General features: G+C 70.1%; 24 protein-coding genes and 3 pseudogenes. 12 read left to right on the top strand and 15 right to left on the bottom strand.

Translation table 11 applies throughout. The features are described from left to right. Window positions 1-132: 132 nt before the first annotated feature. The 3 genes from ACQPYK_RS29995 to ACQPYK_RS29985 all read right to left on the bottom strand — a co-directional run bounded on the left by ACQPYK_RS29995 (window position 133) and on the right by ACQPYK_RS29985 (window position 3,049). Window positions 133-609 (bottom strand): low molecular weight protein-tyrosine-phosphatase, encoded by a 477-nt coding sequence (locus ACQPYK_RS29995; protein WP_433237995.1) that lies wholly within the window; start codon window positions 607-609, stop codon window positions 133-135. Window positions 610-665: 56 nt separating this feature from the next. Further along, on the bottom strand, window positions 666-1,676 hold the full coding sequence (locus ACQPYK_RS29990; protein WP_433237992.1) for a YihY/virulence factor BrkB family protein: 1,011 nt from the start codon (window positions 1,674-1,676) through the stop codon (window positions 666-668). A gap of 128 nt (window positions 1,677-1,804) precedes the next feature. Beyond that, window positions 1,805-3,049, bottom strand: a complete 1,245-nt coding sequence (locus ACQPYK_RS29985) for a styrene monooxygenase/indole monooxygenase family protein (protein ID WP_433237989.1) — start codon at window positions 3,047-3,049, stop codon at window positions 1,805-1,807. Window positions 3,050-3,351: 302 nt separating this feature from the next. Here ACQPYK_RS29985 and ACQPYK_RS29980 point away from each other — a divergent pair, with 302 nt between their 5' ends. Together ACQPYK_RS29980 and ACQPYK_RS29975 are read left to right on the top strand one after the other, a co-directional pair. After that, window positions 3,352-3,897, top strand: coding sequence for a ferritin-like domain-containing protein (locus ACQPYK_RS29980; RefSeq protein WP_433237986.1), 546 nt, complete (start codon window positions 3,352-3,354; stop codon window positions 3,895-3,897). 330 nt (window positions 3,898-4,227) lie between these two features. Next, window positions 4,228-4,878, top strand: coding sequence for a hypothetical protein (locus tag ACQPYK_RS29975; protein WP_433237983.1), 651 nt, complete (start codon window positions 4,228-4,230; stop codon window positions 4,876-4,878). A 46-nt stretch (window positions 4,879-4,924) separates the two neighbouring features. Here ACQPYK_RS29975 and ACQPYK_RS29970 read toward each other — a convergent pair whose 3' ends face one another. Beyond that, on the bottom strand, window positions 4,925-5,872 hold the full coding sequence (locus tag ACQPYK_RS29970) for a quinone oxidoreductase family protein (protein ID WP_433237981.1): 948 nt from the start codon (window positions 5,870-5,872) through the stop codon (window positions 4,925-4,927). 89 nt (window positions 5,873-5,961) lie between these two features. Here ACQPYK_RS29970 and ACQPYK_RS29965 point away from each other — a divergent pair, with 89 nt between their 5' ends. Then, window positions 5,962-6,474, top strand: coding sequence for a MarR family winged helix-turn-helix transcriptional regulator (locus ACQPYK_RS29965; RefSeq protein ID WP_433237978.1), 513 nt, complete (start codon window positions 5,962-5,964; stop codon window positions 6,472-6,474). A gap of 234 nt (window positions 6,475-6,708) precedes the next feature. Here the strand turns inward: ACQPYK_RS29965 and ACQPYK_RS29960 are convergent, their stop codons facing one another. After that, window positions 6,709-7,122 carry a hypothetical protein gene (locus ACQPYK_RS29960; RefSeq protein WP_433237975.1) on the bottom strand — a complete coding sequence of 138 codons (414 nt, stop codon included), beginning with the start codon at window positions 7,120-7,122 and terminating at the stop codon, window positions 6,709-6,711. 478 nt (window positions 7,123-7,600) lie between these two features. Between ACQPYK_RS29960 and ACQPYK_RS29955 the strand changes: the two genes are divergently transcribed. The 7 genes and pseudogenes from ACQPYK_RS29955 to ACQPYK_RS29925 all read left to right on the top strand — a co-directional run. Next, the gene (locus ACQPYK_RS29955; protein WP_433237972.1) at window positions 7,601-8,551 is read left to right on the top strand and encodes an ATP-binding protein; all 951 of its coding nucleotides are present in this window, start codon (window positions 7,601-7,603) and stop codon (window positions 8,549-8,551) included. Further along, the gene (locus ACQPYK_RS29950) at window positions 8,548-9,060 is read left to right on the top strand and encodes a hypothetical protein (protein ID WP_433237969.1); all 513 of its coding nucleotides are present in this window, start codon (window positions 8,548-8,550) and stop codon (window positions 9,058-9,060) included. Before ACQPYK_RS29955 ends, ACQPYK_RS29950 begins: the two co-directional genes overlap by 4 nt. Window positions 9,061-9,142: 82 nt before the next feature. After that, the gene (locus ACQPYK_RS29945) at window positions 9,143-9,622 is read left to right on the top strand and encodes a single-stranded DNA-binding protein (RefSeq protein ID WP_433237966.1); all 480 of its coding nucleotides are present in this window, start codon (window positions 9,143-9,145) and stop codon (window positions 9,620-9,622) included. Window positions 9,623-9,873: 251 nt separating this feature from the next. Further along, complete coding sequence (gene recA, locus ACQPYK_RS29940) at window positions 9,874-10,899, top strand: recombinase RecA (RefSeq protein ID WP_433237963.1); 1,026 nt, start codon at window positions 9,874-9,876, stop codon at window positions 10,897-10,899. Between the two features lie 162 nt (window positions 10,900-11,061). Next, window positions 11,062-12,081 (top strand): hypothetical protein, encoded by a 1,020-nt coding sequence (locus tag ACQPYK_RS29935; protein ID WP_433237960.1) that lies wholly within the window; start codon window positions 11,062-11,064, stop codon window positions 12,079-12,081. Next, the gene (locus ACQPYK_RS29930; protein ID WP_433237957.1) at window positions 12,078-13,259 is read left to right on the top strand and encodes a metallophosphoesterase family protein; all 1,182 of its coding nucleotides are present in this window, start codon (window positions 12,078-12,080) and stop codon (window positions 13,257-13,259) included. Before ACQPYK_RS29935 ends, ACQPYK_RS29930 begins: the two co-directional genes overlap by 4 nt. 18 nt (window positions 13,260-13,277) lie before the next feature. Beyond that, a pseudogene (locus ACQPYK_RS29925) lies at window positions 13,278-13,844 on the top strand (AAA family ATPase); the annotation flags it as partial. Window positions 13,845-14,561: 717 nt separating this feature from the next. Here the strand turns inward: ACQPYK_RS29925 and ACQPYK_RS29920 are convergent. Beyond that, on the bottom strand, window positions 14,562-15,374 hold the full coding sequence (locus ACQPYK_RS29920; RefSeq protein WP_433259142.1) for a hypothetical protein: 813 nt from the start codon (window positions 15,372-15,374) through the stop codon (window positions 14,562-14,564). Window positions 15,375-15,433: 59 nt separating this feature from the next. Between ACQPYK_RS29920 and ACQPYK_RS29915 the strand changes: the two genes are divergently transcribed. After that, a complete protein-coding gene (locus ACQPYK_RS29915) occupies window positions 15,434-15,667 on the top strand; it encodes a hypothetical protein (protein WP_433259140.1) in 234 nt (77 codons plus the stop codon). 126 nt (window positions 15,668-15,793) lie between these two features. Here ACQPYK_RS29915 and ACQPYK_RS29910 read toward each other — a convergent pair whose 3' ends face one another. Beyond that, window positions 15,794-16,438: a Ku protein gene (locus ACQPYK_RS29910; RefSeq protein ID WP_433237954.1), complete on the bottom strand. Its 645-nt coding sequence runs from the start codon at window positions 16,436-16,438 to the stop codon at window positions 15,794-15,796. A gap of 268 nt (window positions 16,439-16,706) precedes the next feature. Continuing rightward, a complete protein-coding gene (locus tag ACQPYK_RS29905) occupies window positions 16,707-17,084 on the bottom strand; it encodes a cupin domain-containing protein (protein ID WP_433237951.1) in 378 nt (125 codons plus the stop codon). 421 nt (window positions 17,085-17,505) lie between these two features. On the opposite strand from ACQPYK_RS29905, the gene ACQPYK_RS29900 reads away from it, so the two are divergent. Beyond that, the gene (locus ACQPYK_RS29900) at window positions 17,506-18,492 is read left to right on the top strand and encodes an aldo/keto reductase (protein WP_433237948.1); all 987 of its coding nucleotides are present in this window, start codon (window positions 17,506-17,508) and stop codon (window positions 18,490-18,492) included. Window positions 18,493-18,563: 71 nt separating this feature from the next. Here ACQPYK_RS29900 and ACQPYK_RS29895 read toward each other — a convergent pair whose 3' ends face one another. From ACQPYK_RS29895 to ACQPYK_RS29865, 7 genes and pseudogenes are all read right to left on the bottom strand, one after another. After that, the gene (locus ACQPYK_RS29895; RefSeq protein ID WP_433237945.1) at window positions 18,564-19,001 is read right to left on the bottom strand and encodes a hypothetical protein; all 438 of its coding nucleotides are present in this window, start codon (window positions 18,999-19,001) and stop codon (window positions 18,564-18,566) included. Window positions 19,002-19,241: 240 nt separating this feature from the next. Next, window positions 19,242-19,925 (bottom strand): MFS transporter, encoded by a 684-nt coding sequence (locus tag ACQPYK_RS29890; RefSeq protein ID WP_433237942.1) that lies wholly within the window; start codon window positions 19,923-19,925, stop codon window positions 19,242-19,244. 11 nt (window positions 19,926-19,936) lie between these two features. Continuing rightward, window positions 19,937-20,410 (bottom strand): annotated as a pseudogene (locus ACQPYK_RS29885) (MFS transporter); the annotation flags it as partial. Window positions 20,411-20,587: 177 nt separating this feature from the next. Next, a complete protein-coding gene (locus ACQPYK_RS29880; RefSeq protein WP_433237939.1) occupies window positions 20,588-22,051 on the bottom strand; it encodes a nitronate monooxygenase in 1,464 nt (487 codons plus the stop codon). Between the two features lie 34 nt (window positions 22,052-22,085). Beyond that, window positions 22,086-22,775: a respiratory nitrate reductase subunit gamma gene (gene narI, locus ACQPYK_RS29875; RefSeq protein WP_433237936.1), complete on the bottom strand. Its 690-nt coding sequence runs from the start codon at window positions 22,773-22,775 to the stop codon at window positions 22,086-22,088. Beyond that, window positions 22,772-23,365 carry a nitrate reductase molybdenum cofactor assembly chaperone gene (gene narJ, locus ACQPYK_RS29870; protein WP_433237933.1) on the bottom strand — a complete coding sequence of 198 codons (594 nt, stop codon included), beginning with the start codon at window positions 23,363-23,365 and terminating at the stop codon, window positions 22,772-22,774. Before narJ ends, narI begins: the two co-directional genes overlap by 4 nt. Before the next feature lie 8 nt (window positions 23,366-23,373). After that, window positions 23,374-24,624: pseudogene (locus ACQPYK_RS29865) on the bottom strand (molybdopterin-dependent oxidoreductase); the annotation flags it as partial. Window positions 24,625-24,742 lie beyond the last annotated feature (118 nt).

The raw sequence follows: 24,742 nt of genomic DNA, 5'->3' as shown, positions 1-24,742 counted from the left end.
CTGACCGCTGTACCGCTGAACTGAACCGCTGAGCTGAACGGTTGAGTCGTTGAACGGCTGACCGTTGTACGGCTGAACGGACCGTGCGATCCCGCCCGCCGCCGGCGCCGGCGGCGGGCGGGATCGCCAAGCTCATCCCGGCAGCCGCTCCGACAGGTGCTTGGCCAGTCCCTCGGCCGCGGCCTGGACCATCTCCAACACCTCGGCGAAACCCTCGCGGTCACCGTAGTAGGGGTCGGGCACCTCGGCGCCGGCCGGCGCGGCCGGGTCGAACGAGCGCAGCAGCCGCACGTCCGCGCCGGCCGGCGCCAGGCGGCGCAGGGCCCGCAGGTTCTCCCCGTCCATCGCCAGCACCAGGTCCACCCGCTCGAACCAGGCGGCCAGGAACTGCCTGGCCCGGTGCGAGGAGCCGTCGTAGCCGTTGTCGGCCAGCATCGCCGCGGCCCGCTCGTCCATCGGGTCACCCTGATGCCAGCCACCCGTGCCCGCGCTGTCGACCGTGACGACGTCGCCCAGTCCGTGGTCGGCGAGTGTTCTCCGCAGCACGACCTCGGCCATCGGGGACCGGCAGATGTTTCCCAGGCACACGACGCATACACGGTAGTTCATCCCCATAGGATGCCGCCTGCCGGACCGTGCGTCGAAGACGGCGGTCCTGGCGCCGATCATTCACGCCAGAGCCGCGCCAGTCCCCGCACGGTTTCGGCGGCGGCCGTGCCGACGGCTCCCACCAGCGGTTCCCGCTCCTCTTCGGGGGTGGGCCCGGGGTCCGGCCCGACCGGTCCCGCGTTCCCGCCGCGGCACGCCTCCAACTGCGCGGCGAAGGCCAGCCCGAGGAAGAGTGCCATGGAGCTGAGGAACGACCACAGCAGCAACGCCATGACGGCGGTGAGCGGGCCGTAGGTGGCGCCGAAGGTGCCGCTGCGCTCGGTGTAGAGGGCCAGCAGCAGGGTGAAGACCGTCCAGAGGACGAGTGACGCCAGGGCGCCGAACGCCAGCCAGGTGTGGCCCGGCTGTCTGCGCCGGGGGGCGGCGCGAAACAGCACCGAGGCGGACAGCAGGGCCAGCAGGAACCCGACCGGCCAGCGGACCAGCGTGAACGCCCTCATCATGCCGTCGTTCCAGCCGTAGACGTCGGCCAGTGCCCGTCCGATCGCCCCGCCGCCGACCATCACCACGAAGCCCACGGTCATGAAGGCTCCCGCCGAGACCGCCATCAGCAGGGCCCTGCCGTACTTGCGATGGAACGGGCGGTCGCGCTCCACGCCGTAGATGCGGTTCGCCCCGCGCTCCACCTGGGCCATGGCACTGGTCAGCGAGACCAGCGCCGTGACCAGTCCGAGCCACAGGGCGAGCGTGCCACCGGCGTGGCCCGCCTGCCGGTGGCTGTCGGCCAGCACGTCCCTGACCGCCTCCACCCCCGCCCCGGGCGCTATCCGGCTCAGGGCCAGCTCCAGCACCTGGCCGAGGCGTTTCTGGTTGAGCACCGAGCTCAGCCCGACCAGGGCGATGGCGCCGGGGATGATGGACAGGCAGATCTGCAAGGCCAGCGCCCGCGAGTTGGTCATTCCGTCGCCGTATCTGAATCGGGCGACGGAGTCACGGATGAGGTGCCAGCGGCCGTACTTGCGCAGCGTCGTCCACGCGTGGTCGGCCGAGAGCTCCTCGCCGCTCATGCTCCGTGTCTGCGGCACTTTCATCGCGGTACCCATGTCGGGGAGGTCGCTACCCAGAGAGCGGCTTTGTGAACCAATTGCCCGATAATGACCTTTCGGTGGCTTTTCGGCGCCGGGTGCGGGTTGTCCTATGACGCCACCGGCAGGGAGGGCTCCGGGCCGGCGGCCAGCAGGGCGTCGACCCGGGCGGGATCGGAGAAGACGGCCCAGGCGGCGACCGGGTCGCTGAACAGGTTGACGAAGAGGTTCGCCATGCCCTCGTCCACGGCGGCGCGGGCGAAGAGCGCGAAGACATGCTCGGCGGGCGGCTGGAGGAAGGCGTTGCTCCACTCGGTGACCGCTCCGGCGACCTTCCACATCTCGGCGGTCACGGAACGGAGGAAGTCCTCGTCGTACGGCCCGCCCCCGGCGATGGCCTCGGCGGCCACCCAGGCGCAGTGCGAGCCGAGGTTGGCCCCCTGGCCGGTGACCGGGTCGTTGGTGATCCACGCGTCGCCCACGGCGAGGGCGACCCGCCCGGTGGAAAGCCGCGCGACCGGCTCACGGACCACCGGGGTGATCGCGCCCTGGAGGAGGTCGTCGGGACCGAGCGGGCCGAATGAGCCGTGCTCGATCCGCTCGGCGATCCGCGGGGCGTGCTCTGCCAGCACCTGCTCCAGCGTCCGGGTGAAGGCGCGCGGGTCGTCCAGGTAGGAGAGCCGGGTGACGGGCTCCAGCGGACCGCCGGGGATCGCCTCGATCAGCATTCCGGAGGCCAGGCCGTCCCGCGTCCACATCGGCATCTGGAAGATCTCCCCGCAGCCCGGGGAGACGTTGTAGCTGAAGCCCGCCGGAGTGATGCCGGTGTACAGGCCGGCCAGCAGCGACCGCTGCGGGCGGTCGTAGGGGGAGCGGGCCTCGTCGCGGGGGAACAGTTCGGTCACCGAACGTCGCCCGGCCGCCACCACGATCATCTCGTGGCCCGCCGACCACTTCTCGACCTCCGCCGCGCCGGGGGAGGCGGCCACCAGCGTCAGCCGTCCACCGCGGTCGGTGAAGTCGTCGAGGAGGGCGGGGATCAGGAGACGGAAGTCGACCGCGTGGAACGGGTCGTTCACCGTGCCCGTGAACTCCAGCGGGGGTTCGCCCTTGATCGAGATCTTCGCGGTGTCCGACAGGCTGCCGGCCAGCGCGAAGTGCTCGCTGCCCAGCGCCCGCTCGCGGTCGCGGGTGGCCCTCATCCGGGCGACGGTGTTGGGCAGCCTGCCCTGCCTCATCTCGTCGGCGGAGCTCTCGGCGTAGAGGGTCACGTCCACGCCGAGCTGTTGCAGGCGAAGCGCCAGCGTGAGGCCGGAGATCCCGGCGCCGACGACGCCGATTCCTTTGGCGGTCATCTTGTCCTCCCTTATCCACTCTTATTAGGCCTTAGCCCTCTTGCAATGTGATTGGCAGGGAATTGGCCCATGGTTGGCGGCTGGTCTCGCGGGTTCCAGGGCGAAAGCGGCCATCTCGCGGGTTCCAGGGTGAGGGCGGCCATCTCGCGGACGGGTCAGCTTCGAGCGGGCATCGAGCGCGCGCCGCCCGGCCGACGCGGTGAACATCCTGGTCGGATGCCTTGCGGCGGGGCCACGCCAAAGATCTCCCGGCAAGGGACCGCGGGGCTGGATGAACCGGCGATTCGGGGTAGGGGATAGGCATGGCTGAATTTCTCACCGACATAAAGGAAATCCGCGCCCGCGCCCGCCAGGAGATCGACAAGGGGCCGATCACCTCCGCATACGGTGCCGACCTTCCGCGGGTGATCCAGGTGTGCAACGAGGCGTTGGCCACCGAGCTGGTCTGCGTGCTCCGCTACAAGCGCCACTATTACACCGCCAGCGGCATCTACGCCGAGCCGGTGGCCGCGGAGTTCCTGGAGCACGCCGCCGAGGAGCAGGAGCACGCCGACCGGCTCGCCCGGCGCATCGTGCAGCTCGGCGGACGACCCGACTTCAACCCGGACACGCTCACCACCCGCTCGCACGCTGAGTACGACGCCAGCCTCGACCTGGTAGAGATGATCAAGGAAGACCTGGTCGCCGAGCGGATCGCGATCGCCTCCTACACCGAGATCGTCCAGTGGCTCGGCGACGGGGACGTGACCACCAGGCGCGTCTTCGAGGACCTTCTCGCCCAGGAGGAGGAGCACGCCGACGACCTCAAGGGGTTGTTGGAGAAGCTGCCCGACGCGCTCAGGCGCTGAGTCCCGGCGGACGGGCGCCCTGGCCGGCGCCCGTCCCGGCGGCGGTCGGGAACGATCCGGAGAGCTCGACGGAGAACTGGAACGATTAAAAGTTAGGAAAGTTTCCTAAAAAGGTTGACGGATGATCTGACGCGCCGGTTTGATGACCGGTCACCAAGGACGCCCGGTACGCCAGGAAGGCCATCGAGATCATGGACGCCTGGTCGGCCACGATCACCACCCACACCGGCAGCAACGCGCCGTTGCAGAGCGGATGGTCGGGGGCGTCGTTTCTCCCGCGCGGCCGAGCTGGTCAAGCACACCTACTCCGGCTGGTCCAACGCCGGACGCATGGCGACCACGCTGCGCAAGGTCTATCTCCCGACGGTCGTCGCCGGACGCCCCAACAGCAACGGCAACTGGGAGCTGATCATGACCGACGCGGCGATCGGCATCGCCGTCTTCCTCGACGACCGCACCTCCTTCGACCGGGCCGTGGCGACCTGGCGCGGCCGTCTGCCCGCCTACATCTATCTCAAGTCCGACGGCGCCCTGCCCAAGCCGCCGCCGGGCGGAAAATACGACACCGAAGCCGAGATCATCCAGTACTGGCACGGTCAGACCACCTTCGCCGACGGCCTGGCGCAGGAGACCTGCCGCGACTTCGGTCACACCGGATGGGGTCTCGCCGCGGCGGCCCACGTCGCCGAGACCGCACGAATCCAGGGCCTTGACCTGTACGCCGAGGGCGCGGACCGCCTCCGGCACGCGATGGGACTGCACGCCGGGCTACAGCTCGGCGAGGCCGTGCCGTCGTGGCTGTGCGGTGGCAAGGTCACCCTCGGCCTCGGCCCGACCTTCGAGGTCGGGTTCAACGCCCTCCACAACCGCATGGGCATCGGGATGACGCGGACCCAGCGGCTGGTGGAGCAGACCCGGCCGGCCGGAGTCAGCCACTTCCTCGGCTGGGAGACCCTCACCCACGCGGGCAATCCCAACTGACCCCGCCGGCTCCGCGGGCGGTACGGCCTGCTTGTGGCCAGGCGTCTCAAGCGATGCGGACGATGCTCTTGCCGTGCGTGCCTCCCTCGGCCAGCCGCTGGATGGCGGCGTCGAGGTCGGACATCTCGTACTCGGCGGTGACGTCCACGCGGACCGTGTGGTCGGCGAGGAGTCGCAGCGCCGTGGTGGCGCTGTCGGCCAGCCGTTCTGGGTGGGTCTGGCTGAGCAGGTTGCTGTTGTAGGTCAGGGCCGACTTTCCGTTCATGAGCAGGTCGTTGGTGTTGATCTCGACGGGTTCGAAGGTGGCGATGTTGCCGTAGATCGCCAGGCGGCCGTGCGGTGCGAGTCGCTCCAGGCTGGCCAGGCGGGTCGGCCCGCCGATCGGATCGAGGACGACATCGAACTGCTCATCCGCGAGAGTGCCGGGAAAGTCCTCGCGTGGCACCAGCAGGTCGTAGCCGAACTGCGTCGCGTATTCGGCCTGGGCGGTGTCGCCGACCACTCCGACGATCCGGGCGGCGCCGGCGGCCTTGGCGAACTGGGCCGCGAGCGTGCCGACGCCCCCTGCCGCCGCGTGGATGAGCACGCTTTCACCGGGGCGCACCCGGCTCACGGTGTTGATCAGGTCGTAGGCGGTCGGGGTGACCCAGCCGAACCCGGCCGCCGTCCGAGGGTCCACTCCGGCGGAGTCGAAGGTGAGCAGGTCGGGCGCCACCACTACCTGGGCGTATGCTCCGGCACTGGTCAGTGCGGTGACGCGTTGGCCGATGCGACCCGCGTCCACGCCTTCGCCGACCGCGATCACGTGTCCGGAGGCCTCGAACCCGGGCACGAAGGGACGCGGAACCGGGAAGTGGCCGTTGCGGACGAGCACGTCACCGTACTGGATTCCGGCGTAATCGACGCGGATCGCGACCTGCCCACCAGCGGGGGCGGGCTCGTCGATGTCGGCGAGGGTGAACCGATCGTCGGCGTCGAAGACCACGGCCTTCATAATTACAGCTCCCTGCGTTGAATCAGTATCCTGATATCGAGACCATATGAGTATCAGGTATCTGAGTCAACACAGGGAGCTGTTGATTGATGATCGAGGTCCCCGCCGAGGAATACCTCTGCACGCGCATCCGTCGCACCGAGCAGGCCCTGATGGCCCACCATGAAGCCGTCCTGCGCGGCTACGGCCTCACCATGACGCAGTACACCGTGCTGCTGACGCTGTCGCGCGAGGACGGCATGTCCGGTGCTCAACTCGCCCGCTCCTGTGGTGTCACCCAGCAGACCATGGCCTCCGTCCTGACCGGCCTGCAGAACAAGGAACTCATCGTCCGCGAGGCCTCACCCGTGCACGCCAAGGTCCTCATCGCCTCGTTGACCGAACAGGGTCGGCGGGTGCTGGACGGTGCTTACCGAGAAGTCATCGTGCTCGAGCGCGCCCTCGCCGACGCCTTCACTCCGGTCGAGCGCGACTCGCTGTGCGAACTCCTCGAACGCGCCACCGCGGTCCTGGTCCGGCAGACGCCCAGCGCCGAGTCCCGGGCCGCGACTGGGTCCGCCGGGACGGGCGCGGCGGACGTCAGGCACTCATCCAGCGCCTGACGGGGGCGTTCGAAGCCATTCCGGCGAGCTTGCACCTCTGCGTCCCCGGACCCCTTGACGGGGGACAGGCGGAGTAGGCGCATCTCCGCACGCGGGCGGCCCCGGTCCGGACGGCTCCTCCCTCACCTGAGCAGACGGGATGCGTGGTCACGGACATGGCTCGTGGGTGAGGACTACTCGCCCACACCCGAGTAGACGGGATGCGTGGCCCCGGACATGACTCGTGGGCGAGGACTACTCGCCCAGCAGTACCGCGACGCGCTCGGCGGTCTTCTGACCCGCATGCTGTTTGATCAGTCCCTCCTTCGCGATCGCCCGCACGTGCACGCCGGCGGTCCGCGCGCCGTTGCGAGTCACATCGACGGTGACCACCACCGGGTTCATGCTGAGGGCTCCGCCTCCGGTGAGCACGCGGAGCGTCACCCGGTCCGTTTCTGCTTTCACAAGCGCTGGGTTCGCGCCGCGGGCCAGCTCGGCGAGCACCATGCGGACGCGCTCCAGCGCGAGATCGAACGTCAGCGGTAGTTCGCGGTCGAACTCGCAGATGTCGTTTTTGAGAAACCTGGCGGTGAACTTCGCGCCGAGGCGCCCCTGTCCGGCGACACGGCCGAGGGCTTCCTCCAGGAGCTCGTCCTCTGGCTGCTTCAACTCTCTGCTCCCTGTCGCCTTCACGGATGGTCGAGCACGAGCACACCATGGGCCTGATGTGTGGTCGGTGGCGCAGGTCGTGCAACCGCAAGGCTCCACGATCCCGCACATGGCGCAGGGCCGGTACACCGACATCTCACCCGCGCCCGCCCTGTACTGCCAGTGGCCGCCGAGCCCGCGAGGCCGCCCGCGGGCGGGACCCGGCAGATCCCCGTCGCAACGCGAAGGCCGGACGTGTCCGGCCGCGGCCTGAGTGCAGACCGGCTCATTCTAGGTCCCGCTACTAACAGGCAAGCTTTCGGCAAAAGGGTTTGATTCCCTGCTCCGTCTATGCCTAGCGTGAGGTTTCAGGCATTTCGAATAAATTTTCGAACAAGGCGACGGCCGTTGGGGGTGCACGTCCTGCCGAGCAGGACCGTATTCCGTCCCTTCCCAGGCCCATCCCGAACCGCCGTCCGAGACGCCAGGGGAGCACGGAGTGAACCACTTCACATTCACCACCGCGACCAAGGAACGGGCCAAGGCCCGCATCGCCCTCATCGGGCCCACCGGATCGGGTAAGACCTACACCGCCCTGGTCACCGCCACCGGACTCGGCGGGCGGATCGCCCTCGTCGACACCGAGCACGGCAGCGCTGCCAAGTACGCCGACGAGTTTGCCTTCGACACCCTCCCGCTCACGACGTTCCGGCCCACGACGCTCGTCGACGTGCTCGCGGTGGCCGCCCACGAGGGCTACGACATCATGATCGTCGACTCTCTGAGCCACTTCTGGTCCGGCACCGGCGGGATGCTGGAGCAGGTCGACGACGCGGCCAAGCGCGTCGGGGCGGGAGGCAGCTTCGCCGGCTGGAAGGAGGCCCGACCCCAGGAGCGGGCGATGATCGACGCTCTGCTCGCCTATCCCGGCCACCTCATCGTCACCATGCGCACCAAGACCGAGTACGTTGTCGAGGCCGACGAGCGCGGGCGCAAAGTGCCACGCAAGGTCGGGCTCAAGCCCGAGCAGCGCGAGGGCATCGAGTACGAGTTCGACATCGTCGGCGACCTCGACCACGAGAACACCCTGGTGATCTCCAAGTCCCGGGCGAAGCCGCTGTCCGGGGTGGTGTTCCACAAGCCGGGCCTGGAGTTCGCCGAGGCCGTCTCCAGCTGGCTCGAGGCCGGCGAGCCGACCCCGTCGGTGTCCGACTACGTCACGGCGGCCACGGCCCCGGACGCCACCCCCGACGAGCTGCGCGCCCTGTACGAGCAGGCTCGCCGGCACAACCTGCTCGGTTCCGCCGTCCTGGACAACGACGGGGAGACCCACACACTCGGTGAGCTGATCGTGCGCCACGGCACCGCGGCACGGAACCGGATCACCCAGGACGACGACGTCACGTCGAGGGGCGGGACCGCGCAGAGGAAAAAGGACGCGGCGGTGTGAACCTCAAGGACAGCGCCACCCGGGTCGCCGTGCTCCGGGTGTTGCGCGACACCGTGAACGCCGCGTACGAGGCTGAGCGACGCACGATACTCGACGGGTTGCGCGCGGCCCGCGCCGAGCTCGCCCTGAAGTCGATCCGGGCGACCCTGCCGGACCACACGCCCATCGCCACCATCACGCTCATCGACCCCCAACCGGTGGTCATGGTCGCCGACGAGGACGCCTTCATCGCCTGGGTGGCCGCGAACCACCCCGGCGAGGTGGAGACGCTCGTCCGGGTGCGCCCCGGCTGGCAGCGGGAATTCCTCACCCACCTCGCCGCCCTCGACCCGGTCGCCGACCCGCACACCGGCGAGGTGATTCCGGGACTGACCGCGGTGCCGGCCCCCGCACCGCGGTCATTCAGCCTCCGGCTGCTGCCCGGCGGGCCGGAGGAGGTCACCCGGGCCTGGCGCAGCGGCCGGCTCGACCTGCGCCGACTGCTCGCCCTCGACGGTGGCGAGACGTGATGACCACCGACCTGGCTCCAGGCCGCCCGCCGAATTCGAACAGGCATGAGTGAGGAATCACCCATCGCGCGAGAGGAAACCCATGGCTGATGAAACCGTCATCACTGTCGTCGGCAACCTGACCGACGACCCCGAGCTTCGCTTCAGCTCCAGCGGGGTCGCGGTCGCGCACTTCACCGTCGCGTCCACGTCCCGCGTTTACGACCGGGAGACCAGGGAGTGGAGGGACGGCGAGACGCTGTTCCTGCGCTGCTCGGTCTGGCGGCAGGAGGCGGAGCACGTCGCCCAGTCCCTGCCGCGCGGCGCGCGCGTCATCGTCCAGGGGCGACTGCGCCAACGAACATACGAGACCAAGGAAGGCGAGCGCCGCACCGTGGTCGAGTGTGAGGTCGACGAGATCGGTCCCTCGCTGCGGTTTGCCTCCGCGCGCCTCACCGAGGCTCCGCGCGCGAGCGTCCTTGCCCGCGCCCACGCCGGCGCCAGACCACTCGCAGGCGACCGGTTCACCCGGCACGACGAGGGCGGGCCGCACGCCCCCGGGAAGGGTGAGGATCCCTTCTGATCGTCAGAGCACCGCAAAGGCTGATCGACATGATCATCTCGGTACCGACGGACCTCTTGAGGACCTGGACACCGCAGACGGCCCTCGGTCTGCCCCGCACCCGCTGCCATCCCGAATACCCGGATGCCCCCTCGCGATGCCCCCGGCATTCCCCGGGAGGCATCGCGAGGGGGCGTCCCACCACCGATCCGGGGCCCGAAGACGCGCCGCCATGGCAATGACACGCACAGCATCCCACCCAAGGTGGACCCATGAGAGAACATGACCGCGAGGGGGCGCTCGAGCTCGCCCTCGTCCAGATCGAAAAGCGCTTCGGCAAGGGCTCGATCATGCGCCTGGGCGACGACCCGAGGGCCCCGACCGAGGTGATCCCGACCGGGTCGATCGCCCTGGACCTCGCTCTCGGCGTCGGCGGGCTGCCCCGGGGGCGGGTGGTGGAGATCTACGGCCCGGAGTCCTCGGGCAAGACCACGATCGCCCTGCACGCGCTGGCCAACGCCCAGCGGGCCGGCGGCACGGTGGCTTTCATCGACGCCGAGTACGGCCTGGACATCGAGTACGCCAGGCGGCTGGGCGTGGACACCGACGCCCTGCTGATCTGCCAGCCCGACGACGGCGAGCAGGCCCTGCAGATCGCCGACACCCTCATCCGCTCCGCCGCCCTTGACCTCATCGTCATCGACTCCGTCGCCGCCCTGGTGCCGCGTGCGGAGATCGAGGGTGAGATGGGCGACTCCCACGTGGGCCTGCAGGCGAGGCTGATGAGCCAGGCGCTGCGGAAGATCACCGGTGCGCTGAGCCAGTCGAGAACCACCGCGATCTTCGTCAACCAGCTCCGTGAGAAGATCGGCACGCCGTTTCCGGAGACCACCCCCGGCGGCCGGGCGCTGAAGTTCTACGCCGCGGTGCGCCTGGACGTCCGCCGGATCGAGACCCTCAAGAACGGCACCGAGGCGTTCGGCAACCGCACCCGCGTCAAGGTGGCCAAGAACAAGGTCGCCCCGCCGTTCAGGCAGGCCGAGTTCGACATCCTCTACGGGGTCGGCATCTCCCGCGAGAGCGGCCTGATCGACATGGGCGTCGAGAACGGCTTCGTCCGGAAATCCGGCGCTTGGTACACCTACCAGGGCGATCAGCTCGGCCAGGGCAAGGAGAACACCCGCAACTTCCTCAGGGACCACCCCGACCTCGCCGACGAGATCGAGAAGAAGATCAAGGAGAAGCTGGGCATCGGGCCGAATCTGAGTATCACCGCCGCTACGCCGGCCGAATGCTGATCTGGGGCCCATCGCCCATCGCCCATCGAGCGGCCGGCAGCACCGAACCGTCTGGAGCCACCGCGGACCGTCCGCCCCGGACAGGGCGGTCATGGTGAAGGGACCGTCACACACGCATACGCCGCACCCTCAGCGACGTTCTCGGATGTCGAGGAGCCTCACATGAGCGACACCCCTTGGGCTATTCGCCGCATCTACCTCGCCTGTGAATTCCTTCCCGCTGACCCCACCGTACGCGGTCTGATCTCCATCGGCCTCACCGACGACGCCGGCCGCGACTACTACGCCGTCAACAACGATATGGACTTCACCGCCGTGCTCAACGTCCCGTGGATGGTTGACGACGTGTGGCCCTGTCTGCCGCGGTGCACCGCCGACGGCTACCCCTACCTCCTCGACCGCATCCACCCCGACGTCAAGCTCATCAAGGAGATCCGTGACGAGGTGGCGACGTACTTCGCCTGCGGTCCCCCGGAGACTTACCTGTACGCCGCCTGCGGTGGCCGGCACATCTGCCGTCTGCACTCCCTGTGGGACAACGACTGGGAGGTGATGCCGCCGGCGGTGCCGCGCTGGTTCCACGAGCTGCGGTCCCTCGTCGTCCAGGCCGGAAACCCGCCACTGCCGGAGCAGCCTCGTGGAGAGCGCCACGCGCTCGCACATGCCCGCTACTTCCGCACCCTGCATGAGCACCTGCTCACCTTCACCGCCTGCCCACGGTGCGGCGGCGACGGTTTCCGGCCCGCCCGTGGCTTCCACCGGACGTCGCCCACCGACCCGCGGTCGGCCGCACCCTCGCGAATCGGGCGCGTGGACGAGAGCCCCGCAACTCGCCGGGTGCCGGAAAATCGCGGCTATCGCCCGTACCAGCCGGACATGTGCCCGTACCAACCGGACAGGGGAAGGGACCAGCCGAGACATTTCCCCACCCGCCAGATGCACTCCGTCGTCTGCGATGTCTGTGCCTACGTCTACGACGAGGACGGCGACGGCATCCTGGTGTTCGACAGCCCGGAGGAGGCCGTGCAGGACGTGCTACGGCACCACTGGATGTGCCCGGCCGACGGGCGGGCGATCTGCCCGCGTAATGACGAGGGACACCGAGCCGTGTACGACGAACTGATGCCGCCCGAGCCGAGAGCCGAGGTCGACGAGCAGATCCCGCCGGATGAGGAGAGATGAAGTTCCTGCACACATCCGACTGGCACGTCGGCAAGGTGCTCAAGGGCCACAACCGGCTCGATGAGCAGCGGGCGGTCCTGCGCGAGATCGTCCAGGTGGCACGGGACCACCAGGTTGACGCGGTTCTCGTCGCCGGCGACCTGTACGAGTCGTCCGCCCCGTCGGCGGACGCCCAGCGGTTGGTCGTTCAGGTGCTGCTCGCACTCCGACGCACCGGTGCCGAGGTCATCGCGATCGCCGGCAATCACGACCATGCCGCCACCTTCGATGCCTACCGGCCGCTCATGGCGAGCGCAGGGATCACCTTGGCCGGCGGTGCTCGTGTTGCGGCCGACGGCGGGGTGGTGGAGTTCACCGCGCGCTCGACAAGGGAGCCGGTCGTTGTCGCCCTGCTGCCGTTCCTCTCCCAGCGCCACGCGGTGCGTGCCGCCCAGCTGGTCACCAAGACGCCCGGGGAGGCCGCGGCCGGCTATGGCCGGTTGGTGCGGGACCTGCTCGCCGCGCTCACGAGCGGCTTTCGCGATGACGCGGTCAACCTGGTGATGGCGCACCTGATGGCGGCCCGGGGAAAGCTCGGCGGGGGCGAGCGGTCCGCCCAGTCGATCGTCGAGTACTGGGTGCCGGACGACGCCTTCCCACCCGACGCGCACTATGTCGCGCTCGGCCACCTGCACCGTCGCCAGTCGCTGCCCGCACCATGTCCGGTCCACTACTGCGGCAGCCCCATCGCCCTCGATTTCGGTGAGCAGGACAATCCCTCGGTGGTTCTCGTCGTCGAGGCCGAGGTCGGCGCGCTCACCCGCATTACCGCCGAGGTGCCGATCAGGTCCGGACGGCGACTGCGCACCGTACGCGGCGCCATTGACGAGCTGACCCAGCACGCCGACTCGTTCGGCGACGACTACCTGAGGGTCTTGCTGTGTGAACCAGCGCGCGCAGGCCTGCAGCAGGACGTGCGGCGGCTGCTCCCGAACGCGCTGGAAGTGCGCATCGACCCGGAGTTCACCGCGTCAGTGGACCCGGTGAACACTGCCCGGCCGTCCCCGCCGGCCGCCGGCGTGGAACGCGGCCCTGCCGAGCTGCTCCACGAATACTGCGTCACCCGGGAGCTGATCGACGAACGGGTCGAAGCACTGTTCGCCAGGCTCCATGACCAGGTCACCATCGGGAACACCTGACGGCGGAAAGGAACCTCGATGAGGCCGGTGCTGCTGGAGATGAACGGCTTCGCCTCGTTCCGGGAGGCGGCCGCGGTGGACTTCCGCGAGGTGGATTACTTCGCGATCGTCGGCCCGACCGGGTCAGGCAAGTCCACCGTCGTCGACGCGATCACGTTCGCCCTGTACGGATCGGCGCCGCGCTGGGACAACCGGCGCATGGTCACGAACGCGCTCGCGCCGACCACCGACCGGGGCACCGTCCGGCTCGTCTTCGATCTTGCCGGACACCGCTACGTCGCCGCCCGGGAGCTGCGTCGCACGGCCCGCGGCGGCGTCCAGGTGAGGAACGCCCGGCTGGAACGACTCGCCGACCCGAGCGCACTCGGCATGCCGGACGACGTCACCGAAGTGCTCGCCTCCGACTCCGAGGTCACACCTGCGGTGGAGAAGCTGTTCGGGCTGTCGTTCGAGCACTTCCTCACCTGTGTGGTGCTGCCGCAGGGGGACTTCGCCGAATTCCTGCATGCGCAGCCGGCCAAGCGGCAGGAAATCTTCGTCAGGTTGATGGGGCTGGAGATCTACCCCCGGATCGCGCAGGCGGCGAACGCGGAGGCCGAAGGCGAGAAGCAACGCGCCGAACTCCTCGCCCAGCAGCTTGAGGAGTTCGGCGACGCGACCGAACGCGCCCAACAGGTGGCCCAAGGCCGAGTAGCCACGTTGGAGAAGGTCGCCGAGCGGGTCCGTGCGGCACTGCCCGGACTCACGAAGCACGGCGCGGCCGTCACCGAGGCGCGGAAAGCGTGCGAGACGCTGACCGCAGAGCGAGACCGGCTGGGAGCGGTTGCCGCGCCGGCTGGACTCGAGGGACTCGGGAAGCGGGAACGCGAGATCAGAATCGCCGGCGAGCGGGTCGACGAGGAACTCGCCGCGGCTGAGGCAGCCGACACGAGCGCCCGTGAGCAACTCGTGGCAGCACCGCCCCGGGCCCCACTTGAGCAGGCCCGCCGCGACCACATGGAGCTCGACGAAGCGGAGAGGAGGCTGCTCACAACGCAGGCGCTGCAACAGCACCATGCCACGGCGCTCTCTGAGGTGACCGCCGCCGGGGAGGAGGCCGAGAGGCTCGCACTGCGGGCGCGGCGGGCGGAGGAGGCCACGGCGCGGTTCCATCTCGCGGCAGCGCTGCGACCGCATCTGCAGGGTGGCGCGGCGTGTCCGGTATGTGGGCAGCGGGTCACCACGATGCCCGGCCCGCTGGCCGCACCCGACCTTGAAACGGCCGAGCAGGCCCGGGCCCGGGCCGACCGTGAAGTGGAGCGGCTACGCGACGAGTGGACGAATATGTCCCGGACCGAGCAGCAGGCCACCGGTGGGCTGAACGCGCTCACCGGCCGGATCGCCGCCCTGCGTTCCGTCCTCGCCGACGCTCCCGCCCTGGAGCAGGTGACCGCCGCGCTCACCCGTCGAGAGCAGCTGGAAAGGGCGGCCGACGAGGCGGACACGAGGCTGCGGCGCGCGCGAGCCACCAGGGCGAGCACCGAGGAGGCAACGGCGAGCGTCCGCCGGGAGGTGCGGACGGCCTGGTCGGCGCTTGAGCGCGTTCGTGACCCGCTCGTCGTGCTCGGGGCTCCAACACTGGGCCGTGATGACCTGACCGCAGCGTGGACGGCCCTCGTCTCCTGGGCGGCCGACGCCGCCGCCACCCGCAAAACGGCGCTGTCCGACGCGCACGAAAGGCTGGCGAGGGTCCGCGGCCAGCTCGCCGCCGCCGAGGATCGGCTCGCCGACGTGCTCGCCACCCACGAGGTGAACCCCGATACGGGACGGCCGCTCATCGAGACGGCCGAGCCGGCGGTCGCGGCGGCGCTGGAGGGAGCTCGGCAGGGGGTGCGACGTCTCATCGAACGACGGGAGCAGGCCGCGAAACTCGACTTGCGGCGGCAGGACGCAGAGCAGATGCACCAGGTGGCGAAGACGCTTGGCCACCTCCTGCGCTCGGACGGGTTTCCCCGCTGGCTTGTCGCAACGGCCCTCGACATACTCGTCATGGACGCCTCGGAGACGCTCGCCGAGTTGTCCGGCGGGCAGTTCGAGCTGATCCACGACGACGGGAACTTTCTCGTCGTCGACCATGCTGACGCGGACAGCCGCCGGCCGGCCTTGCTCGCCTCCGGCCTCGCCAGCTGTCGACCATGGCCGCGGCCGGTGCCGTCCGACTGGAATCGATCTTCCTCGATGAGGGGTTCGACACGTTGGACGAGACGACACTGGAGACGGTCGCCGTCACGCTGGAGGAACTCGCGGCCCGCAAGGACCGGATGGTCGGCATCGTCACGCACAGTAGCGCCCTGGCCGAACGGGTGCCGACCCGCTTCGCCGTTCACCGGGACCGGCGAACATCCTCGGTACGGCGGGAGGCTCCGTGACCTCGCGCGTCGCCACAGACGAGATGGAGGCGGCGCCCGGGACCGTGCGGTGACGCCGACGCGTGCGGGGGCACCATGTCCTCCAGGCGGGGTCCTCCAGGCGGGCGCGATGACTTGTCGCAGGACCTACCGGTGGTCGTCATGGACCTCGTCCAGGTCGAAGCCCACGGAGAGGATGTCCATGAGGTGCATGGCCATCTTCAGTTCCTCCGGCCGCACAGTGATTTCGCCCCTGGGGGCGATGCCGGTCGGGCGGCGGATCTCTCCCGGCCGGCTCATGGTCTGCAGGACGAGGAGGTCGTCGTGGACACGCAGCACCGCCAGAGATTCGCGGGCATCGAGGGTGATCCTGGTGACGGCGACTCGTCCGGATTCCCGCAGCGCATCCCGGAACAGGACGTACCACCGATCGGTGGTCGGGTCCGTTCCTCCGACGTAGTAGGCCTGCCCGAACAGCATCGGGTCGATGCTGCCCCCGTCGACGGCGGCCAGTACGTTGATCCGCCTCTTGTCCGGTAGGGGCAGGCTCGCCAGGTCCCTGTCGTCCAGGACGATCTTCGGGCCGTCGGGGTGCTGGTGGCCCTTCGCCACTTCCCGGTACTCGATCTCCCCGTCCTCTTCCGCGCACCACCGTTTGTGGCGCACCGATGAGCCGTCCCTGGCGCCGACCTGGTGCAGGTCGGGATCGCCGTGCTCCTCGGTGGTCCTGTAGAGGGCTACGGGGATGTCGATGCCGCCGAAGGAAAGGGTTCCTTTCCAGATAGCCTTCATTCTTCCCCCTTCCACAGGTTATCCCGCAAGCCGGCGGACTTCCGTGGTGGCCGGCACACCCAGCTCATGGGTGTGCCGGCAAAGGAGGACGCGGAACGTGTGCCCTGACCGTGGTGCCGGATCGTCTGTGCCGATCTGGCGGAGTCTGGCCGACCTCGCCGCCGGGGCCGTCGACCGGCTGGAGGCGCTGGTCCGAAACCGGCTCAAGCGCCCGCGGTACCGGCCGCCGCGATCGGGGTGGTCGCGGCGGGCCGATCCGGCCGCGGCGTCAGAGGATCCACGGTGGGACTGTGCCCTCGCCGCCGGGCACGCTGGCTTTCGCCCCGGCCGGTGCGGTGACAACAGCGGTGAATCCGACTTCGGGATGGCCGGTCACCCGGCGTGTGGCGGCCGCCGGTATGACGATGGTGTCCCCGCTCTCCATGATGTGGGTCCGGCCGTCGAGCTCGATGGTTGCTCCGCCTTCCATGAAGGTCCACACCTGTTCGACGTCGAACAGGTGCACAGGGCCCTGCGGTGCTCCGGGGGCGACCTCGACGCGCCACAAGGAATGCTCGGCGCCGCCCAGCGTCGGCGAGGCGAGTGTGGTCATGACGCCCGCCGGGGTTTCGGAGCGGCGGGTCTCGGAGCTGCGGATGACGGGCATCGTGGTGATCTCCCAAAGTAGTTAATGAAGTTGTCCATATAGTCAACTAGGTTGTCGGTATTGTCAAGTGCGCCGCCGTGCCTCGATTGGGGGTCAGGAAGGCGTTTGGGCTGAAAGCCCCGGTGTCGGGGTTCACCGTTGAAGCGTCGTGATGGAAACAGATGGCATCGAAACCCGGGTCCCATCCGGCCCTGGGACGAGCCTGGCGGGGCCCGCTCACTGGCCGGGTGGTGCCCGGCGAGGATGCAAGAGGTCGGGCTCATGCCGCATCCGGCCAAGACCACGATCGTGTACCGCAGGGACGCGAGACGATGCCCCCGCGCCACAAGGGCCGGTGACGGCGTTCACGCCCGGTTGACTTGGAGCGCGCTCTAACACCTAGCGTCGTGGGCAGACGGTTCCGAGCCCAGGAGGCAGCAGCATGACCGACGTCCCCACCCGCTACCTAGGCGAACTTGCGGTCTCCGCGCAGGGCCTGGGGTGCATGGGCATGAGCCACGGCTACGGCGCCGCGGACGACGCGCAGTCGATCGCGACGCTGCACCACGCCCTCGACCTCGGGGTGACCTTCCTGGACACCGCCGACTTCTACGGCGCCGGGCACAACGAGGAGCTGATCGGACAGGCCATCGCCGGGCGCCGCGACGAGGTGGTGCTGGCCACGAAATTCGGCTTCGCCAACCGCCTCGGCGAGCCCACCCGGATCCGCGGCGACGCCGCCTACGTGCGGCAGGCGTGCGAGGCGTCGCTGCGCCGGCTCGGGGTCGACCACATCGACCTCTACTACCAGCACCGGGTCGATCCGCAGGTGTCGATCGAGGAGACCGTCGGCGCCATGGCCGAGCTGGTGCGAGCCGGGAAGGTCCGCCACCTCGGGCTGTCCGAGGCCGGCGCGCGAACCATCCAGCGGGCGCACGCGGTGCACCCGATCGCCGCGCTGCAGAGCGAGTGGTCGCTGTGGACCCGCGACCTGGAGGCGGAGATCGCCCCGCTCTGCCGCGATCTCGGCATCGGCCTGGTCCCGTTCTCCCCGCTCGGGCGCGGCTTCCTGACCGGCCGCTACAGCTCGGTCGAGAAGCTGGCGGAGACCGACGTGCGGCGCAGCCAGCCGCGTTTCGCCGACGGCAACCTCGAACGGAACCTGGCGATCGTCGCGAAGCTGAACGATCTGGCTGCGGCGAAGGGAGTCACCGCCGGTCAACTCGCCCTGGCCTGGGTGCAGCACCGAGGCGACGACGTGGTGCCGATCCCCGGCACCCGGCGGCAGCGGTATCTGGAGGAGAACCTCGCGGCCCTGGCCGTCGAGCTGTCCACCGAGGAACTCGCCGCCATCGAGGCCGCCGCCCCGCTCGAGCAGATCGCGGGCACCCGCTACGACGAGACCAGCCTCACCTTCGTCAACGGCTGAGCTCGCCGCGGCGCTCCGCGATGACCGTGGCGTAGCGCCGGAGGTGCGTCTGTCGGCCGGAGGCGCGTCGGTCAGGTCGCGGGCAGGGCGGTGGCAAGCAGGACAACGCCGAGCGACCCCACCAGTGCGGCCACCGCCATCGCACGAGCGAGCCTGGGCCGGGCCGCGCCGCTGGCCCAGCCGTGCAGGCCTGCGGCGGCCATGACGGCGCAGAACAGCAGCAGTTTGGCGGCCAGGATCCGACCGTAGCCGGGGTCGGCGAGAGAGGCCCAGGTGACGCCCTTGCGCCAGGCGAGGGCCACGCCGGTGCCGAGTTGGACGGGCAGGAGCACCGCCGCGGTGACGATCCCGAAACGGCGGCCGACCGCGCTCAGCACCTCGGCCCGCCGCTGCTCGTCCAAGAGGCGGCGGGCCAAGGGCAGCACCACCAGCGACACCGTGAGCTGCCCGCCGACCCACAGCGCCGCGGACAGCACGTGCAGGAACCGGACCACCGACCACCACGTCATCACGCGTGCACCTGGACCGGGCCGTGTGCGCCGTGCTCGGCCTGGCGCATCGCTCGAAGGGGCCAGGGCGCGCGGGGGCGTGGCGGCACCGCGGACGGCGGGCACTTGTCAGCGCATATCTGGACCTGGGGCATCTTGGGACCTCCCTATCGCGACATGAGAGCGCATCCGGCGAACGTGCGCACAGGAACGCGGCGAGCACGCCATCCAGCGGACACGGCCGACCACATACCCGAATGGCTACACCATCGCGGTGAGGCGTCGCGAGGCCGTCAGGCGGACCACGGTCATCGTCAGCACCACGGCCAGCGCCGAGGTCGCGGCCAGCAGCGCCAAGCCGAGCCCGTAGGAGCCGAGTTCGCCGTAGAGGAAGCCCATCAACAGCGGCGGCACGAACCCGCCCAGCCCTCCTGCGGCGCCGACCAGCCCGGTGACCGCGCCGACTTTGTCGGCCGGCGCGGCCTGCGCGACGAGCGCGAAGGTGGCGCCACTGCCCGCGCCCAACGCGGCGGCCATGGTCAGGAAGGCGATCGTGCCCACCGGCATCAGGTCGGGTGTCAGGGCCTGGACCGCCGCCGAGACGGCGACCACGGCGAACACGCCGGTCAGGACCGGGATCGAGCCGACCCGGTCGGACAGCCAGCCGCCGATCGGCCGCATCACGACCGCGAGGAGCACGAATCCGGCCATGCGGTCGGCGGCGTCGGCCTGCTCCAGCCCGTAACCGGTCTGCAGGTAGGCGGGCAGGTAGACGGAGAAGGCGACGTAGCCGCCGAACGCCACGGCGTACAGGACGCAGGCCTGCCAGGTGATCGACAGTTTGGCGGTGGCCGCGAGCCGTCCCAGCAGCGGTTGCGCCGCGATGGTGCGGCCCGGCGCGTCGCGCATGACCAGCCAGGCGACGGCGGCGTAGAGAGCCAGCACGATGCGGTGATGAGGAAGGGGGTGGCCGAGCCGCCGGTCTTGACGAGCTTGACCGTGGTCAGAGCGCTGATCGCGGTGCCGCCCATGCCGGCGCCGAAGATGCCGATGGCCAGGCCACGGCGGTGCGGCGGGAACCAGGCATTGACGAACGGCACGCCCACCGCGAACACCGTTCCGGCGATGCCCAGGAAGAAGCCGCCGACCAGCAGCATCGGCATCGAGCTCTGCCCGGCCACACCGATGAACACGACGGGCACGATGGTGGCGGCCGAGATCAGCGGGAACATCAGCCGGCCGCCGAAGCGGTCGGTGAGCGCACCGACCGGGATACGGCCCAGCGAACCGACGATCACCGGGACGGCGACCAGCAGGGCTTGCTGGGCGGACGACAGGCCGAGCAGGTCCTTGAACCGAGGCCCCAGCGGGCTGAGCAGCGCCCAGGCCCAGAAGTTCAGTGCGAATCCGAGAGTCGCCAAGCCGAGCATGAGCGCGGGTCGGCCGCCGACGGCGGCCGGGTCCTTCTTGTCGGTCATCGTCATCTTTCCTCATCGCTGTCATCACGCATCAGCGCGTGCTGTCTGTTGCATCCCAGCTCAGGGGCCCGGCGCGGGGCACTGACCAAGGTCCTCATCGAAGCGACCGGGTGCGGGGTGACGCGCCGGTCATGCGGGTGCCCCCAGCAGGATGCGGTGCACGACGTCGGCGGCCGAGTGGTTCTCGGGCAGCCCGTTGAGAAAGGCGGCGTCCTGGCCCAGGGTGAGCAGGGCGGGCTCACGGTAGCCGTTGCCGTGGTGCTGGCCCAGGCCGATGGCGGCGGTCAGACCGTTGCACAGGCATTGGCGGCCCGTGGTCTCCTCGGCGGGTCTGCCCTTACGTACGTAGGTATCGACGGGTTCGGCGGGGCAGCGGTAGCCGATCGCGCCGTTGGGCTTGACGTACGGGGTGCGCAGGTAGCCCAGGTCACACAGCCGGGGACGCTGCTCGTAGACCCCGGGCTCGGACAGGGTCCCGGGCACCTGCGCGACCTTGAACGGGAAGCCGGTCGGCGAGGCGCGCGGGTCGTTGCGGACCGCCAGAGTTCCGGCGGCGGCCTCGCGCAGCAGGCGGCGCCTGAGCTCGTCGTCGAATCCGGATTCGCGGCACAGCGCGAACGCCGAGCCGGCCTGGATACCGGTAGCCCCCGCGGCCAGCGCCCGGGCCAGCCCATCAGGCGTGCCGTAGCCGCCGGCCAGCCAGAACGGCAACCCGAGCGCCGCGACCTTGCCGGTGTCGACCTCGTCGCGCGGGCCGTACAGAGGTTCGCCGGCCGCGTCCAGTTGCAGGCGGCCGCGCGGCGGCGTGCTGTGCCCACCGGCCACCGGTGTCTCCAGGACGAAGCCGTCGGGCCGCGTCTGCGGGGAGCGGGCCAGGTAGGCGGCCAGCACGTGAGAGGAGACGATCGCCAGCAACTTCGGCCGCCGCAGCGGCTCGGCAGGGCGGGGCAACAGCGCGGCCGGGTCGAGGCCGATCGTGTGCCGCGTGTCGTCGGCGCCGGCCACGGCGACCGTGATCTCGGCCGGGCGGTGCGCGGCGAACTCGTCGAGCAGGTGCGGGATCTCCGCCGGAATGCCGGCGCCCATCAGCACGTAGTCGGCACCGGCCAGCATCGCCCCGTAGACGGCGGCCGGCGTGGTCAGCTGGATTTTCTCCAGGTAGTTGACGCCGATCAGGCCGTCGTGCTCCTCCCGGGCGAGGAAGAGCTCGGCGAAGTTGGCGACCGCGATCAACTCGTCTCGGGCGCGATTGGGCCGCAGCCCGAGCCGGGGCACCGGCCGGTACGGCTGCCCGGGCTCCGTCCCGCCGGGCACGAAGTAGCGGCCCAGCACCCGCTCGGCGATCGCGGGCACCGGGAAGCAGGCCAGCGCCCGGCGCAGATGCCCCCCGGGATCGCCGCGCTGCAGCCGGCGGGCCAGGGTGACGTCCAGCGCGGTGCCCGACACCACGCCGAGCTGCCCGGTCCGGGCGACGGCGCGCGCCAGCCGCCACCCGGACACCGCGACGCCCATGCCGCCCTGGATCAGGACGGGGAACTCGGCCACCGTCGCGGTGCCCGGCAGCACCTTCGCCGCCGCTTGGACAACGCTCATTCCTCGCTCCTTGCCGTGAAACGCTGGATGCCGGTCATCGGCGCACGCCGAGCGGGGTGCGCCGCCGGTAGACGACGTAGGGTCGCCACAGGTACGCGATCGGCGCCGACCACACGTGGACGAGCCTGGTGAACGGCCAGATCGCGGCGAGCACCCACGCCGACAGCGCGTGCAGCCGGAAGATCAGCGGCACGTCCGCCATCAGGCCGGGGTCGGGGCGGAAGGTCAGGACGCCGCGGAACCAGACGGCGATGGTGGCGCGGTAGTCGTAGCCGCCGCCGAGCAGGTTCTTGCCCACGGTCGCGGTCATGCCGAGCAGGATCACCGCCGCCAGCACGGCGAACAGGACCCTGTCCGCGCGGGTCGTGGTGCGGCGCACCCGCGGGCTGGTGAAGCGGCGGGCCAGCAGCAGCCCCAGGCCCGCGACCACCATGAGCCCGGCCACGGTTCCGGCGCTCACCGACACCAGGTGGTAGAGGTGCTCGTCGACGCCGACCGCCTCGGTCAGGCTCTTCGGGACGAGCAGGCCGAGCACGTGACCGCCGATGGCGGCGAACGCGCCGAGGTGGAACAACGGGGAGCCGAGCCGCAGCAGCCGGCTCTCCAGCACCTGCGTGGTACGCGTCGTCCAGCCGAACTGGTCGACGCGCCAGCGCCAGACGTGACCGACAACGAAGATCGTCAAAGCGATGTAGGGCACGACCACCCAGAGCGCGAGGCTCACGGCCGCACCTCCAATTCGTTCAAGGGCGGACCGAACGGGGCCAGCCCCACCTCCTCGGCGGGCGGTCCCGCCAGCGCGAGATCGGCCACCGAGGCCCGCTCGGCCTCCGACAGGCCGGGCAGTTCGGCGCAGAGCGCGTCGAGGACCCGCGCGTACGGCGAGCCGCCGTCGTGCAGCGCGGTGCGGATCAGCTCCAGGCCCTTGCGGTGCTGGCGCAGCGGCGCCTCGCCGGTGGCAGGACCGGCCAAGGCGGCGAATTCGCAGACAACGGGGAGGAAGTCGGGCAGCTCGCCCTCCGGCGGGGTGAGCCCGGCCACCCGGTAGCGCTGCTTGAGCGTCAGCAGGGCCATGCCGCGGCGGCGGGTGTCGCCGTGCAGGTAGTAGGTGAGGTAGAGGCTGGATTTGCGGCGCAAGTCGAACGTCTCGACGTAGGCGCGCGCCAGCGCCATCGGCTCGGTGGCGCGGAACCACTCGACGAATCGCGTCAGCGACTCGCGCGCCGCCGACTCCGGCAACCGGCCCACGGCCGCGGCCAGCTCGTCACGCGCGGCGATCAGGTCGGGGTCGGGATACTGAAGCAGCAGCGACACCAGTCGAACAGCGTCAGCTCCGGGTTCGCGCCGTCCAGGTCGAGGTTCCAGCGGCCCTCGCCCTCCTGGCCCCAGCGAAAGCCCAGCGAGCCGTTCGGCACGATGGCCGCGCCCGTCTCGGAGTCCAGGAAGACGGTCTTGAACCCGGCGTTTTCGCTGGTGTCGTCCCCATCTTCGGCCAGGTCGGCGGCGGTGAGGAAGCGACGCGGCACGTACGCGTCGCCGCGCGGCTCCAGCGTCACCAGGAACGGAAGGTCCGTATATTTCCGGACGTAGTCGGTGAAGTAAGGGACCTGGCGGTCGCGGAAGAACTCCGTCAGCGTGACGTGCCCCATGGCCATGGCGAGCGCGCCGTCCGTCCCCGGGTGCGGCGCCAGCCAGTCGTCGGCGAACTTGACGTTGTCGGCGTAGTCGGGGCTGACCGCGACCACCTTCGTGCCCTGGTAACGGGCCTCGGTCATGAAGTGAGCGTCCGGAGTGCGAGTGACCGGGATGTTGGAACCCCACATGATCAGGTAGCGGGAATTCCACCAGTCGGCGGCCTCCGGCACGTCCGTCTGGTCGCCCCACACCTGAGGGGAGGCGATCGGCAGGTCGGCGTACCAGTCGTAGAAGGACAGCAGCGTGCCGCCGATCATCGACAGGAACCGCGTGCCGGCCGCGAACGACGCCATCGACATGGCCGGGATCGGCGAGAACCCCACCACCCGGTCGGGGCCGTACTGCTTGACCGTGTGCACGTGCGCCGCGGCCATCAGTTCCAGGACCTCGTCCCAGTCGGAGCGGACGAACCCGCCCTTGCCGCGCGCCCGCTTGTACGCCCGCGCCCGCTCCGGGTCGCCGGTCAGCTCCGCCCACGCCAGCACCGGGTCGCCCAGCCTGGCCTTGGCCTCGCGCCACATCTCCAGCAGCACGCCCCGCACGTACGGGTAGCGCACCCGCGAGGGGGAGTAGGTGTACCAGGAGAAGGACGCGCCGCGGGGGCAGCCGCGCGGCTCGTACTCGGGTGACTCGGGGCCGACCGACGGGTAGTCGGTCGCCTGGTGCTCCCACGTGATCAGCCCGTCCTTGACGAACACCTGCCACGAGCACGATCCCGTGCAGTTCACGCCATGCGTCGAGCGCACCACCTTGTCGTGCGCCCACCGGTCCCGGTAGAAGCGATCCCAGCCGCTGGGGTTGATCTGGTGCAGGGTGCGGCCGTCGGCCGACACCTCCGATCTGGTGAAGAACGCACGGGCGGCGAGCAACGGCCCCATGCCGGGGGTGGAGTCGATATCAGTCACAGATCTTCCTCGCCCCAGGGGTAACAGCGGACATAGATCAAGATTCGGGCTTGCCACCTGGCCACGGCAGGGACCCAAGTCCTTCGCCGCC

It is taken from the genome of Streptosporangium sp. CA-135522, from assembly GCF_050949235.1.
Lineage (GTDB): Bacteria > Actinomycetota > Actinomycetes > Streptosporangiales > Streptosporangiaceae > Streptosporangium.
The sequence above is the reverse complement of the archived record's forward strand: the minus strand, read 5'-3'. Positions and strand labels throughout refer to the sequence as shown.

Bases quoted from the DNA above. Each gene is read 5' to 3' on its own strand.
- ACQPYK_RS29995 (WP_433237995.1), bottom strand. From the start codon at position 609: ATGAACTACCGTGTATGCGTCGTGTGCCTGGGAAACATCTGCCGGTCC.
- ACQPYK_RS29990 (WP_433237992.1), bottom strand. From the start codon at position 1,676: ATGAGCGGCGAGGAGCTCTCGGCCGACCACGCGTGGACGACGCTGCGC.
- ACQPYK_RS29985 (WP_433237989.1), bottom strand. From the start codon at position 3,049: ATGACCGCCAAAGGAATCGGCGTCGTCGGCGCCGGGATCTCCGGCCTC.
- ACQPYK_RS29980 (WP_433237986.1), top strand. From the start codon at position 3,352: ATGGCTGAATTTCTCACCGACATAAAGGAAATCCGCGCCCGCGCCCGC.
- ACQPYK_RS29975 (WP_433237983.1), top strand. From the start codon at position 4,228: ATGGCGACCACGCTGCGCAAGGTCTATCTCCCGACGGTCGTCGCCGGA.
- ACQPYK_RS29970 (WP_433237981.1), bottom strand. From the start codon at position 5,872: ATGAAGGCCGTGGTCTTCGACGCCGACGATCGGTTCACCCTCGCCGAC.
- ACQPYK_RS29965 (WP_433237978.1), top strand. From the start codon at position 5,962: ATGATCGAGGTCCCCGCCGAGGAATACCTCTGCACGCGCATCCGTCGC.
- ACQPYK_RS29945 (WP_433237966.1), top strand. From the start codon at position 9,143: ATGGCTGATGAAACCGTCATCACTGTCGTCGGCAACCTGACCGACGAC.
- recA (WP_433237963.1), top strand. From the start codon at position 9,874: ATGAGAGAACATGACCGCGAGGGGGCGCTCGAGCTCGCCCTCGTCCAG.
- ACQPYK_RS29935 (WP_433237960.1), top strand. From the start codon at position 11,062: ATGAGCGACACCCCTTGGGCTATTCGCCGCATCTACCTCGCCTGTGAA.
- ACQPYK_RS29930 (WP_433237957.1), top strand. From the start codon at position 12,078: ATGAAGTTCCTGCACACATCCGACTGGCACGTCGGCAAGGTGCTCAAG.
- ACQPYK_RS29920 (WP_433259142.1), bottom strand. From the start codon at position 15,374: ATGGTCGACGACGAGAAAGTTCCCGTCGTCGTGGATCAGCTCGAACTG.
- ACQPYK_RS29915 (WP_433259140.1), top strand. From the start codon at position 15,434: ATGGCCGCGGCCGGTGCCGTCCGACTGGAATCGATCTTCCTCGATGAG.
- ACQPYK_RS29910 (WP_433237954.1), bottom strand. From the start codon at position 16,438: ATGAAGGCTATCTGGAAAGGAACCCTTTCCTTCGGCGGCATCGACATC.
- ACQPYK_RS29905 (WP_433237951.1), bottom strand. From the start codon at position 17,084: ATGCCCGTCATCCGCAGCTCCGAGACCCGCCGCTCCGAAACCCCGGCG.
- ACQPYK_RS29900 (WP_433237948.1), top strand. From the start codon at position 17,506: ATGACCGACGTCCCCACCCGCTACCTAGGCGAACTTGCGGTCTCCGCG.
- ACQPYK_RS29895 (WP_433237945.1), bottom strand. From the start codon at position 19,001: ATGACGTGGTGGTCGGTGGTCCGGTTCCTGCACGTGCTGTCCGCGGCG.
- ACQPYK_RS29880 (WP_433237939.1), bottom strand. From the start codon at position 22,051: ATGAGCGTTGTCCAAGCGGCGGCGAAGGTGCTGCCGGGCACCGCGACG.